The following is a 13,034-nucleotide window of genomic DNA, read 5'->3' on the forward strand; positions in this document are numbered from 1 at the left end:
CCGGCCCGGCCGCTTTCCGCCGTTCACCCGTCCGGGGTCTACGCTGCGTCCAGTCCAGCAGCCAGGGAGGCGCAGGTGGCGCAGGTGCCGCAGACATTCTTCGATGCTCTCGCGGTGCGCACCTGGTGCGGCCTGGCCCTCACGGCCCTGGGGCGGGCGCGCGAGGAGATCGACGCCATCAACGTCTACCCGGTCGCGGACGGGGACACCGGCACCAACCTGTATCTGACCGTCGAGTCGGCGGCGACCGCCGTCGAGGCGGTGTTCGCCGGGTACGAGGCCGGTTCGGGTGCGGGCGCCGGTTCCGCGCCCGCCGGGAAGCCCGCCCTGGCCGACGCCGCCCGCGCGATGGCGCACGGCGCGCTGATCGGGGCGCGCGGCAACTCGGGGACGATCCTCGCGCAGCTGCTGCGCGGCATGGCCCAGGTGCTCGCCGCCGAGGGTGAGGCCTCTCACACCGACGGACGCGGACTGCGGCTGGCCCTCCGGCGGGCGGCCGACTCGGCCCGCCAGGCCGTCGCCCACCCCGTCGAGGGCACCGTCCTGTCGGTCGCCTCGGCCGCCGCCGACGCCGCCGGGACGGCCGGGGGGACCGAGGGGGCGGAGGACGACTGCGGGATCGTCGCCCGCGCCGCCTACCGGGGGGCCTGCGCGGCGCTCGCCGCGACCCCGCGGCAGCTGGCCGTCCTGGAGCGCGCGGGAGTCGTGGACGCGGGCGGCCGGGGACTGGTCGCGGTGCTCGCGGCCCTGGTGGAGACGTTCACCGGGGAGGCGCCCGGGTTCTCCCCGGTCGCGTCCGGAGGGCCGGTGCGGGAGCGCGGGGAGCGGGAGGGCGAGGGCGGGTCGGCTCTGGGCGGTGGCGAGGGTCCCGCGCGGGACTGCGGCGACGGGCCGCAGCACGGGAACGGTCCCGCCTTCGAGGTGATCTACCTGCTGGAGGCCGAGGACGCCGCCGTGGGGCGGCTGCGCCGACGGCTGGACGCCCTGGGCGACTCGCTCGTCGTGGTCGGCGGCGACGGACTGTGGAACGTCCACGTGCACGTCGACGACGCGGGCGCCGCCGTGGAGGCCGGCGTCGACGCGGGCCGGCCCTACCGGATCCGCATCACCCACTTCGGCGCCGGTGACGCGCACACGCGCGGGAGCGAGCGTCCGCCCCGCGAGCGCGTCCAGCGCGCCGTCGTCGCCGTCGTCCCCGGGGAGGGGCTGGCCGGGCTCTACGCCGAGGCGGGCGCGACCACCGTGCTCGCCCGCCCCGGGGAGCCGCCCGCGAGCGGCGAACTGGTCGACGCCGTACGACGGGCCCACGCGCGGGAGGTCGTGCTGCTGCCCAACGACGCCGACCTGCGCCACACCGCCGCCGCGGCTGCCGAGCAGGCCCGCACGGAGGGCATCCGGGTGGCCCTGATCCCGACCCGCTCGGCCGTGCAGGGGATCGCCGCCCTCGCCGTCCACGAGCCGGAACGCCGCTTCGACGAGGACGTCGTCTCGATGACCTCGGCGGCCGGCGCGACCCGGCACGCCGAGATCGTCCTGGCCGAGCGCCAGTCGTGGACCATGGCCGGCATCTGCCAGGCCGGCGACGTCCTCGGACTCGTCGACGGCGACGTGGCCGTCATCGGCTCCGACGTGACCGCCACCGCCGAGACCGTCCTGAACCGCATGCTGTCGGCCGGCGGCGAACTCGTCACCCTCGTACTGGGCGACGAGGCCCCCGAGGGGGTCGCCGACCACCTGGAGGCACGGGTGCGGGAGGCGTACCTCGCCGTCGACACGGTGGTGTACCGGGGCGGCCGGCAGGGCGCCCTGCTGCTCATCGGCGTGGAATAGCCCACCCTCGCCGCCGGCCCCGGCCCACCCTCGCCGCCGACCCCGCCCACCCTCGACGGTGGCCCCGGCCCGGCCCGGCCCCGAACCGGGCCCCGCCCCGGCCGCTCCGCGAGCCCGGAGCGCGGCGCCCACGGGGTGCGGCGTCCTCGGGGTTCAAAGGCATGGGGACATGCCCTCATCGGGAGCCTGGGCGCTTCCTTGGAGTAGCCCGGTGCACCCGGTGCCGACCCGGCCCGTCCTGAACCGGGCCCCGACCCGGCCGCTCCGCGAGCCCGGAGCGTGGCGTCCACGGGGCGCGGCGGGCACGGGGTGCGGGGGTGTGGGGGCGCGCCCCCATCGGGAGCCTGGGGGCGCCCCCTCGTCGGGGCATGGCCCCACGGGAGGCGGCCCACGGCGTCACCACGGCCTCACCGCTCGCGGTTCGTGGGCCCTGCGGTTCGCGGGCCCCTGGGGGGCGCCGGGGCGTTCAGCGGTCCTTCTGTTCCTCCGCCACCTGGAGCAGCTGCTCCGCCTCGGCCCGCCGTGCCCGCGCCGTCCCGTCGTCGCCCTGCGGGCTCCGGCCGCGCCGGCCGCCGCCGTACTCACCGTGTTCGCCGGGCTCGTCGAGGCGGCCGTGTCCGGCCTCCGCGTCGGCGCCCGACCCGGCGCGCGACTGCGCGTCCGCGTAGGAGCGCAGCACCGCACGCGCGCGTGCCGCCGCCTCGGCCGGACGCCCCAGGTCGCTCTCCAGCCAGCCCGCCGCCAGCTCCGCGCCGGTCCGGGCGTGCAGGGCGCTGTCGCCCAGGGCGACGAACACCGCGACGGCCTCGGACATCTGGGAGAGCGCCTCGTCCAGAGCGGCCCGGATCGCGTCGTCGTCGGCGTCCTCGGCGGCCGAGCGGGCCAGCAGATCCCCGAACTGGCGGTGGGTGTCGCCCAGTTCGACGACGATCCGGCGGCGCACCTCGTCGTCGTCGCGGGCCGCGTCGAACGCGTCCGCGCACTCCTCCAGGGCGCTCGCCATCAGGTCGCGCGCCGCCTCGGCGCCGCCCTCGGCGCGCAACGCCAGCCACGCGCGGGCCCGCAGTGAGCGGACCAGCCCGTGGACGTTGCCCAGCTCGCGCCACAGCGCGCCAGCGCGCGCGTAGGCCCGGTCCGCGTCGGCATGCAGACCGGCCTGGCCGAGCGACTCGGCGGCCAGGTGGGCCAGGGTCGCGTGGTCGTGCTGTTCGGGCCAGTGGCGGGCGGTCTCGGCCGCCTGCAACCGCCGCTCGGCGGCGTCCCGGTGCTCTCCCAGCTCGCTGAGGCAGTCGCCCAGCCACCACTGCGTCTGGACGACCGCGCCGTCGCCGTGCGTGTCCGCGCTCAGGTCCGCGAGCGCCGACTCCAGCACCTCCGCGGCCTCGGCCCAGCGGCCCTGCCGCACCAGGTACCCGCCGAGCTGGTGGCGCGCCCACGCGCCGAACGTCGGGCCCACGCCCGCCTCGTCGGCCCAGTGCGCCGCCTCCAGGGCGTGCTCGGCGGCCTCGGCGTCCTCCCCCCGGCCCCCGACCACTTCGGCGAGCTGTAGATGCAGCTGGGCGCGCCCCACCGCCTCCAGGTACGGCCCGCCGTGCTCCAGCGCCGCCCGCAGCGCCCGCTCCGCCTCCGCCATGTCGTCGAGCTGGTGGGCGAGACCGGCCAGCCGTGCCTCGTACTCCACGGCGAACCACGGCAGTCCGGCCGCGACGAACTCGCCGGCCGCCCGGGCGAACAGCTCCACGCCCCCTTCCGGCTCCCCCGACCGCACCGCCAGCTCGGCGAGCATCGCGTGGCCCTCGGCGACCCGTGCGGCGAGCCGCACGTCGTCGCCCGCCCGGCCCTCCACCAGCGCCAGCAGCTCCCGCACGGCCGCCTCCGCCGCCGTCAGGACGCCGTCCGGCACCGGGCCCTCGGCCCCGTGGACGTGCCGCATCAGGATCCGGGCCCGCGCCATCAGCACACCGGCCGCCTGCGGCACCTGGGTGCCGCCGTCGGCGTACAGCGAGAGGACGCGGTCGTAGGGGCCGGCCACCGCCGCGAGCGCCTCGTCCACCTCGCCGGCGAGCGCGCGGACGTAGGCGGCACGCGCGCGTGCGGCCAGCGCCTCGCCGGGGTCGCCCGCCCGCTCGTACAGCCGGGCCGCCTCCTCGAACCTCCCGGCGCCCTCGGGGCCCAGGCCGATCGCCTCGTGGTCGGCGATCTCCGCGAGGTCACGCGCCCCCAGCTCCAGGCCCTCCGGGCCGGCGGCCGCCTCGGCGACCCGCGCCCAGGCCTCGACGGCGTGCGGCTGAAGGGTCTCCGACAGCCGCCGGGCCTCGGCGAGCAGAGCCGCCGACTGCGGCCCGCCGGACTCCCCGGCCGCGGCCGGAGCCTGCGCCGAGGGCTTCGGGACGGCCCCGGCGGACACCGGGCGCGCGGTCCGCACCCCCAGGGGCAGCCGCTCCACCAGGGGCCGCCGCGCCATCCGCGCGCGGGCCCGCTCGCTGACGTGCCGGGTGCCGTTGCGCTCGTCGAAACGCGCGGCCAGCGCGAGCGCCTGCACGCGCGCGTGGTCGGCGAGTGCGGCGGCGGTCCACTCCCGGCCGGCCGGCCCGGGCACCCGCTGACCGCCGAGCCCCAGCTCCGCCAGCCGGTCCATCAGCAGCACCGTCACGCTCAGGAACTCCATCCTGCTGCGCGGGTGCCCCTCGTCGGTGAAGTACGCGGGCCGCTCCGCGAGCAGCTCCAGACCACGCGCCTCGTTGCCGGTCAGCGCGCAGAACTCGACGTGGTCGGCGTAGGCCCCCCGCATCGACTCCATGGGCCGCACCAGCCGGAACCCGCGCAGATGGTGGGCGCGGGCCTCCTCCGCGCGGCCCAGCCGCAGCAGCGGCAGCAGGGACGAGGCGAGCACGGTGTGCGGCTCGTGCGCGCACGTGTACTCGCCCTCCAGGACCGGCGCCCACACCTCCAGGGCCTCGGCGTCCCGGCCGCGCTCCGCCTGCCACCAGCCCTGCCCGTGCAGCTCGCACGCATGGCAGTCGGCCATGGCGTCCCGGTCCGCGGCCAGCCAGGCGGCGAACGCCCGCTCGGCCCGCTCCACGTCGCCCACGTGCGCGGCGACGCTGAACTCGGCGCTGCGCACCGCCCGCTCGGAGTGCCCGGCGAGACGGTAGCGGTGCTCCATCTCGCCCAGCCACTTCTCCACCGACGCCAGCGGCACGTGCGGCTGGTCGAGCATGCCCGCCGACATCCACTTGAAGACCCAGTGCAGCGTGTGCGTCTCGTACGCGTCGAAGTCCTCGGGCCGCTCGTCCCACATGCGCAGCAGCCGCGCGAACGGGACGAACATCTTCGCCTTCTCGGAGCTGTAGTTGTAGACCTTCAGCTGGTGCCCGAGCGCCTCGATCACGGCCAGCGGGATGCCCAGCCGCTCGGCCTCCGCCAGCAACTGCTCCGCGCGCGCGTTGCGGGCCGGGCCCTCCGGCTGCTCGCCGTTCTCCGCCATCGCCCGGCGCAGCGAGTCGAAGTCCGTGATCTCACTCATCGTCGGCCGCCTGTCCCTCCGCCGGCTCCCGATGGGCCGGCTCCCCGTGTGTGGCCCACTCCAGAAGGCCGATGAACGCCCGGTTCAGCAGCGCCGAGTCCGCCGGGCGCAGGGGCCGCTGCGCCATCAGCAGCGCCTGCCCGTACAGGGACTCCGTGGCCGTGCCGATCAGCTCGGGATCGCGCAGCGAACCGATCCGCCGGATCAGCGGGTTGAGATGGTTGAGCACCAGACGCGCGCGTGGGGCGCTTCCGCGCAGCGAGCCCAGGATGCCCGCCCACAGGTCGTCGGCCTCGTCCTCGGCCTGTGCGCGCGCCTGCTCGTGCCTCGCCGCCCGGTCGTCCAGATGGAGCGCGGGCACCGACAGCGGATGGAAGGCCCGCAGGACGACGTCGCACCCCAGCGGGTCCAGCCTGGCGCGCGCGGCCGCCAGGAAGCCCGCCAGCGCCAGCTCGTCGGCCGCGTCGACGCCGTCCAGGTGGGCCGTCACGGTGAGCGCGTCCAGCTCGGCGACCACGGTCCCCGGCCGCACCGAGGGCAGCGCCTCCACCAGCTCGCCGTCGTACGTGTAACCGCCGTTGACCACCCCGACGCCCTGCGCGGAGGCGATCGGCGCGACCTGCCGGAACTCCTCCACGGTCCGGGTGAAGTGCACCACCGGGTGGCGCCGGGCGAAGTCCTCCAGCGACAGCCGTCCGTCGGTCGTCTCGAAGGGCAGCCACGGCAGCATCGTGCGCAGCATCTCCCGGTCGTGCCGCGCCAGGGACTTCACGCCCAGGTGGTGCACCGCCAGGAAGGCCGTGAGCCGCTCCGGATCGCCGGCGGCCAGTCCCGTCAGCCAGGACCGGATGCGCCCGCCCAGCGCCTCGCGCACCGCCGCCAGCGTCTCGTCCTCGTACAGCGACTCCCGCGACGCCGTGGGGCGCAGACTGTCGGTGTCCAGGACGCAGCGCACGAAGAACGCCCAGTCGGGCAGCAGTTGTTCGCCCCGCTCGGTCAGCAGCATGCCCTTGAGGTGCACCCGGTGACCGCCGCGCTGCGCCGGGCTGACCGCCGACGGCAGCACGTACGCCACCCCGCGGACGCCCGCCAGCGGCACGTCCAGTTCGACCGCGTCCAGCGGTGTGAAGCCGAACAGCTCGTGACAGTGCCGGGCCAGCGCGACCCGCCGGGCCGCGGGGGAGGGGTACGGGCGGTCCCAGGGCGCGGGCAGGTCGGCGACCGCCTCGTCGCCGACCCGGACGTCGTACGGCAGCAGCGACCCGAAGTCCCGCGCCAGCTCCCGCACCCGCGACGGCGTCAGCCACTCCCCGGCGCCCGCGCGGGCCTCCAGATGCACGGTGGTGCCCGGCTCGGGACGCTCCTCGTGGGGCAGTGTCCGCACGGTGTACGAGCCGTCGTCGCGGGCCGTCCACTCCACGGGCGGCGCGTCCGGCGTCCGCGCGCTGCGGCTGACCACCCGGATCCGCTCGGCGACCACGAAGGCGGCCAGCAGCCCGATGCCGAACTGCCCGAGGAAGTGCGAACGCGCTTCCTGGAGGCCCTCGGCGCGCTTGGAACTGCGCCCGATGGTGGCCAGCAGGCTGTGCACGTCGGCCTCGGTGAGCCCGATGCCCGAGTCCTCCACCCGCAGCCGCCCGTCCGCCGCGACCAGCCGCACCCGCGCCGGGGCGCCGGGCTCCTCGGCCCGCCGGGCGGTGACGGCGTCCACCGCGTTCTGCAGCAGCTCCCGCAGGTAGACCCGCGGACTGGAGTAGAGGTGATGGGACAGCAGGTCCACCAGGCCGCGCAGGTCGACCTGGAACGTGTGAGGCGGCCGGGGCGCCTGGGATGACTGTGAGGTCTGGGAGTCCATCGCTGCAGCGCCGCGGGCTGGGGGAGGAGCACGGCGCGGGGTCGGGCGGTCCCGGTGGGGCGGTGACCGCGGATGATGGCCAAAGCGCCATCGTAGGGCCCGAACGAGCCGTCTGACCAGGGGTTTCGGGACACCTGTGCGGCGATGTCAGTGCCGTGGTGTGCAATGGATCCCGTGCCCGCGCTGAAAGAACCACTGGAACGACCGCTGAAGTCAGTGCTCGGCCCCGCCACCGCGAAGGTGATGGCCGAGCACCTCGGCCTGCACACCGTCGGCGACCTTCTGCACCACTACCCCCGCAGATACGAGGAGCGCGGCCAGCTCACCCACCTCGCCGACCTGCCCATGGACGAGCACGTCACCGTGGTCGCCCAGGTCGCCGACGCCCGGCTGCACAGCTTCGCCTCCGCCAAGGCCCCCCGCGGCAAGGGCCAGCGCCTGGAGGTGACGATCACCGACGGCAGCGGCCGGCTGCAACTGGTCTTCTTCGGCAGCGGCGTGCACAAGCCCCACAAGGACCTCCTGCCCGGCACGCGCGCGATGTTCTCCGGCAAGGTCTCGGTCTTCAACCGCCGCCTCCAACTCGCCCACCCGGCCTACGAGCTGCTGCGCGCCGACTCCGAGGAGTCCGTCGAGAGCTGGGCCGGCGCCCTGATCCCGCTCTACCCGGCCACCGCCAAACTGGAGTCCTGGAAGATCGCCAAGGCGGTCCAGACCGTCCTGCCCGACGCCCGCGACGCCGTCGACCCCCTCCCCGACTCCCTGCGCGAGGGCCGCGGCCTGGTCTCCCTGCCCGAGGCCCTGCTGAAGATCCATCGCCCGCACACCAAGGCAGACATCGCCGACGCCCGCGCCCGCCTGAAGTGGGACGAGGCGTTCGTCCTCCAGGTCGCCCTGGCCCGCCGCCGGCACGCCGACGCCCAACTCCCGGCCGTCCCCCGCAGGCCCGCCCCCGACGGCCTCCTCACCGCCTTCGACGCCCGTCTGCCGTTCACCCTCACCGAGGGCCAGCGGAAGGTCTCCAGGGAGATCTTCGACGACCTGGCCACGGACCACCCGATGCACCGGCTGCTCCAGGGCGAGGTGGGTTCGGGCAAGACCCTGGTCGCCCTGCGCGCCATGCTCGCCGTGGTCGACGCCGGCGGGCAGGCCGCGCTGCTCGCCCCCACCGAGGTCCTCGCCCAGCAGCACCACCGCTCCGTCGTCGAGATGATGGGCGACCTCGCCGAGGGGGGCATGCTCGGCGGATCCGACCACGGCACCAAGGTCGTGCTGCTGACCGGGTCGATGGGCACGGCCGCCCGCCGCCAGGCCCTCCTCGACCTGGTCACCGGCGAGGCCGGCGTCGTGATCGGCACGCACGCGCTGATCGAGGACAAGGTCCAGTTCCACGACCTCGGCCTGGTCGTGGTCGACGAGCAGCACCGCTTCGGCGTCGAACAGCGCGACGCCCTGCGCGGCAAGGGCAAGCAGCCCCCGCACCTGCTGGTCATGACGGCCACGCCGATCCCGCGCACCGTCGCCATGACCGTCTTCGGCGACCTGGAGACCTCCGTCCTGGACCAGCTCCCGGCCGGCCGCTCGCCCATCGCCAGCCATGTCGTCCCGGCCGCCGACAAACCCCACTTCCTTGCGCGCGCGTGGGAGCGCGTGCGCGAGGAGGTGGCGGGCGGCCACCAGGCCTACGTCGTCTGCCCGCGCATCGGCGACGACGCCGACGAGCCGGGGGAGTCCGGGAAGGGCGGCCGGAAGAAGTCCGCCGAGGACGAGGCGGAGAAGCGCCCGCCCCTCGCGGTCCTGGAGGTGGCCGAGCAACTGGCGAAGGGCCCGCTGAGCGGGTTGAGCGTCGAAGTGCTGCACGGCCGGATGCACCCCGACGACAAGGACGCCGTCATGCGCCGCTTCGCCGCCGGCGACACCGACGTCCTCGTCGCGACGACCGTCATCGAGGTCGGCGTCAACGTCCCCAACGCCACCGCGATGGTGATCATGGACGCCGACCGCTTCGGCGTCTCCCAGCTCCACCAGCTGCGCGGCCGGGTCGGCCGGGGCTCGGCCCCCGGCCTGTGCCTCCTGGTCAGCGAGATGCCGGAGGCGAGCCCGGCCCGGCAGCGCCTCGACGCCGTCGCCACCACCCTCGACGGCTTCGAGCTCTCCCGCATCGACCTCGAACAGCGCCGCGAGGGGGACGTCCTGGGCCAGGCCCAGTCCGGCGCCCGCACCTCCCTGCGCGTCCTCGCGGTGATCGAGGACGAGGAGGTCATCGCCGAGGCCCGTCAGGAGGCGGTGGCCGTGGTCACGGCCGACCCGGAACTCGGCGCCTACCCGGGCCTGCGCACGGCCCTGGACGCCCTGCTGGACGAGGAGCGGGAGCAGTACCTGGAGAAGGGCTGAGCCACAGCGGCCGCCGCAGGCCACGAGGGCGTCCCGTCCCCGCCTGAGAGACTGGAGCCGTGACCGTCGGGCCCGTCCGCAACGGGCGGCCCGTGACCCCTGCCGAACAAGGACCCGAGATGACCCGCGTGATCGCTGGCGCAGCAGGCGGACGTCGCCTGGCCGTCCCGCCGGGGAACGGCACCCGTCCCACCTCCGACCGCGCCCGCGAAGGCCTCTTCTCCACTTGGCAGTCGCTCCTCGGCGGCCCCCTGGACGGCGAACGCGTCCTCGACCTGTACGCCGGCTCCGGCGCCGTCGGCCTGGAGGCCCTCTCCCGCGGCGCGGGCCACACCCTCCTGGTCGAGGCGGACGCCCGCGCGGCCCGCACGATCCGGGAGAACGTGAAGGCGCTCGGCCTGCCCGGCGCCGAGGTCCGCGCGGGCAAGGCCCGCCAGGTCGTCCAGGAGGAGCCCGCCGCCCCCTACGACCTCGCGTTCCTCGACCCCCCGTACGCCGTCTCCGACGACGATCTTCGCGAGATCCTGCTCACACTCCGCTCGGGGGGCTGGCTAGCGGCCGATGCCCTCGTCACCGTGGAGCGCAGCACCAGAGGCGGGGAGTTCCCCTGGCCGGACGGCTTCGCGGCGCTGCGGGCCCGTCGCTACGGCGAGGGAACGTTTTGGTACGGTCGCGCCGCCTCTACGTGCGAAGACGCACGATGACCGGACCGGAGAGCGAGGGACCACAAGTGCGCCGTGCCGTCTGTCCCGGGTCGTTCGACCCGATCACCAACGGACACCTCGACATCATTTCCCGCGCCTCCCGTCTGTACGACGAGGTCTATGTCGCGGTGATGATCAACAAGTCGAAGAAGGGCCTGTTCGAGATCGACGAGCGGATCGACCTGATCCGCGAGGTCACCGCCGAGTACGGCAACGTCCGCGTCGAGGCCTTCCACGGCCTCCTCGTCGACTTCTGCAAGGAACGCGAGATCCCGGCCATCGTCAAGGGCCTGCGCGCGGTCAGCGACTTCGACTACGAGCTGCAGATGGCCCAGATGAACAACGGCCTCTCGGGCGTCGAGACGCTGTTCGTGCCGACCAACCCCACCTACAGCTTCCTGTCGTCCTCCCTGGTCAAGGAGGTCGCCACCTGGGGCGGCGACGTCTCCCACCTGGTGCCCGCGCAGGTCCTCGCGGCGCTCGGCGAGCGCCTCCGGCGGGACTGACGCCGAACGGGGTTCCTGACGGCCCGTCATCCGCTGTCCGGCGGACACCCCGTGGCCTTACAGTCGACCCGTCCGTCTCCAACCCAGCTGTAGAGAGTGGCGAGCAACCGGTGGACGTGCAGAAGAAGCTCGACGAGATCGTCACGGCGGTCTCCAGTGCCCGGTCGATGCCGATGTCGGCCTCGTGCGTGGTCAACCGCGCGGACCTGCTCGCCCTGCTCGAAGAGGTGCGCGCGGCCCTGCCCGACTCCCTGGCCCAGGCCGAGGAGCTGATCGGCGGCCGCGAGCAGATGGTCGAGCAGGCCCGCGCCGAGGCCGAGCGGATCATCTCCGGCGCGCACGCCGAACGCGGCTCGCTGCTCTCCGACACCGAGATCGCCCGCCGCTCGCAGGCGGAGGCCGACCGGATCCTCGCCGAGGCCCGCAAGGAGGCCGAGGAGGTCCGCGCCGAGGCCGACGACTACGTCGACTCCAAGCTCGCGAACTTCGAGGTCGTCCTCACCAAGACGCTCGGCTCCGTCGGGCGCGGCCGCGAGAAGCTCCTCGGCACCGGCCCGGGCGTCGACGAGAACGGCTACGAGGACGAGGACGCCCCCGAGCGCAGCCACGACCCCGAGACCCTGCGCCGGGACGCCGACGCCTACGTCGACACCAAGCTGGGCGCCTTCGAGGCGGTCCTCGCCAAGACCCTGGAGGCGGTCGGCCGCGGCCGCCAGAAGCTGCACGGCCGCATCGCCACGGACGACCTCGGCGCCCTCGCCGGCGACCCGACGACGTTCCAGCACTCCTCGGACGCCGACTACCTCGCCGACCTGGCCGCTCTCGCGGAGCAGGACGCGAACGCCGCACAGCCCGTCCAGCAGCCGTACGGACAGCAGGAGCCGCAGCCGGCGTACGGCTATCAGCAGCCGGGGGACGGCTACCCGCAGCAGGCGGACCCCTACGGCGGCTACCAGCAGCAGGAGCAGCAGACCTACGGCGGGCAGGACGCCTACGGCTACCAGCAGGCGGACCCCTACGCGTACGGCTACGACAGCGGGCAGGCGTCCTACGACCCCCACCAGGCCGTCCAGCAGGCCCAGCAGGCCCAGCAGGCCCAGCAACAACAGCAGGCGCAGCAACAGCAGCAGGACCGGCCGGGGTACGCCCTGGACGAGACCAGCCTCTTCGACACCAGCATGATCAGTGCCGAGCAACTGCGCGCGTACGAGCAGGAGCGCGGCCTGTAGGGGCGCCCGCACCACCCGATTGGGCTGTGGGCGAAAGCTCCAGTATCCTGGCTCTTCGGTCGCGTGTGCGCCTGGCCGATTTCGCATGCGCCCGCGATCGATGCCGCCCGTCCACACCGGGGGCGGCGTCCCGAGTTCGAAGATCGAAAGCAGGAATGGCTCTGAACGCCCGCCTCGACCACCGCAACCCTCTTGTGTTCGACACACACGAGCTGGGGCGGCGTCCTGGCGCACTCCAGCGCCTGACCCGTGAGATCGACGCTCCCAGGGATCTCGGGATCCAGGGAGTGATCGGGGTGCCGGAAGGCGCCCCGGTGGAGCTCGCGCTCCGACTCGAGTCGGTCATGGAAGGGGTGCTCGTCACAGGCACCGCCCGTGCACAGGCCGAGGGGGAGTGCGTAAGGTGTCTGGAGCCGCTCGAGCTCGATCTCGAAGCGGAGTTCCAGGAGATGTTCTCGTACCCTGACGCCGACGACCGGGGCCGCGTGAAAGCGGAGCCGGCCGACGACGCCGAGGAAGACGAGGACAGGCTCTTTCTCGAGGACGGCCTGTTCGACCTCGAACCCGTGCTGCGTGATGCGGTAGTGCTCGCACTGCCGATGCAGCCGGTGTGCCAGGACGACTGCCCCGGCCTGTGCTCCCAGTGCGGAGCCCGGCTGGCGGACGACCCGGGACACCACCATGACGCCACCGACATCCGTTGGGCGGCATTGCAGGGACTCGCCGGTTCACTCGAAGACGGCGAGAAGGACGAGATGAGCGGCGGCGTGCCTCGATCAGCGCCCGCCGACGAGAAGCAGGAGAAGTAGCCGTGGCTGTTCCGAAGCGGAAGATGTCGCGCAGCAACACGCGCCACCGCCGGTCGCAGTGGAAGGCTGCGGTCCCCACCCTGGTTGCGTGCGAGCGCTGCCACGAGCCCAAGCTGCAGCACATCGCGTGCCCGTCTTGCGGCACCTACAACAAGCGCCAGGTCCTCGAGGTCTGAGCGGC

Annotated in this window: 9 protein-coding genes; 7 read left to right on the plus strand and 2 right to left on the minus strand. The window is 74.5% G+C overall.

What is annotated here, in order from left to right:
• Positions 1–75 precede the first annotated feature (75 nt).
• Positions 76–1,830, plus strand: a complete 1,755-nt coding sequence (locus tag OG802_RS25535) for a DAK2 domain-containing protein (RefSeq protein WP_329413994.1) — start codon at positions 76–78, stop codon at positions 1,828–1,830.
• A 466-nt stretch (positions 1,831–2,296) separates the two neighbouring features.
• Here the strand turns inward: OG802_RS25535 and OG802_RS25540 are convergent, their stop codons facing one another.
• Together OG802_RS25540 and OG802_RS25545 are read right to left on the minus strand one after the other, a co-directional pair.
• On the minus strand, positions 2,297–5,356 hold the full coding sequence (locus OG802_RS25540; RefSeq protein ID WP_329413996.1) for a tetratricopeptide repeat protein: 3,060 nt from the start codon (positions 5,354–5,356) through the stop codon (positions 2,297–2,299).
• Positions 5,349–7,211, minus strand: a complete 1,863-nt coding sequence (locus tag OG802_RS25545; RefSeq protein WP_329413999.1) for an HSP90 family protein — start codon at positions 7,209–7,211, stop codon at positions 5,349–5,351. The genes OG802_RS25540 and OG802_RS25545 overlap by 8 nt, the downstream gene beginning before the upstream one ends.
• 165 nt (positions 7,212–7,376) lie before the next feature.
• Between OG802_RS25545 and recG the strand changes: the two genes are divergently transcribed.
• The 6 genes from recG to rpmF all read left to right on the plus strand — a co-directional run bounded on the left by recG (position 7,377) and on the right by rpmF (position 13,029).
• Positions 7,377–9,605: an ATP-dependent DNA helicase RecG gene (gene recG / locus OG802_RS25550; RefSeq protein WP_329414002.1), complete on the plus strand. Its 2,229-nt coding sequence runs from the start codon at positions 7,377–7,379 to the stop codon at positions 9,603–9,605.
• 92 nt (positions 9,606–9,697) lie between these two features.
• Positions 9,698–10,309, plus strand: a complete 612-nt coding sequence (gene rsmD, locus OG802_RS25555) for a 16S rRNA (guanine(966)-N(2))-methyltransferase RsmD (protein WP_329417387.1) — start codon at positions 9,698–9,700, stop codon at positions 10,307–10,309.
• Positions 10,310–10,335: 26 nt separating this feature from the next.
• The gene (coaD, locus tag OG802_RS25560) at positions 10,336–10,815 is read left to right on the plus strand and encodes a pantetheine-phosphate adenylyltransferase (RefSeq protein ID WP_329417389.1); all 480 of its coding nucleotides are present in this window, start codon (positions 10,336–10,338) and stop codon (positions 10,813–10,815) included.
• A 110-nt stretch (positions 10,816–10,925) separates the two neighbouring features.
• The gene (locus OG802_RS25565) at positions 10,926–12,044 is read left to right on the plus strand and encodes an ATP synthase F0 subunit B (RefSeq protein WP_329414005.1); all 1,119 of its coding nucleotides are present in this window, start codon (positions 10,926–10,928) and stop codon (positions 12,042–12,044) included.
• Positions 12,045–12,199: 155 nt separating this feature from the next.
• Positions 12,200–12,853: a YceD family protein gene (locus OG802_RS25570; RefSeq protein WP_329414007.1), complete on the plus strand. Its 654-nt coding sequence runs from the start codon at positions 12,200–12,202 to the stop codon at positions 12,851–12,853.
• A gap of 2 nt (positions 12,854–12,855) precedes the next feature.
• Complete coding sequence (rpmF, locus tag OG802_RS25575; RefSeq protein ID WP_007493396.1) at positions 12,856–13,029, plus strand: 50S ribosomal protein L32; 174 nt, start codon at positions 12,856–12,858, stop codon at positions 13,027–13,029.
• The last annotated feature ends 5 nt before the right edge of the window (positions 13,030–13,034 follow it).

This window comes from Streptomyces sp. NBC_00704, from assembly GCF_036226605.1.
Taxonomy (GTDB): domain Bacteria; phylum Actinomycetota; class Actinomycetes; order Streptomycetales; family Streptomycetaceae; genus Streptomyces.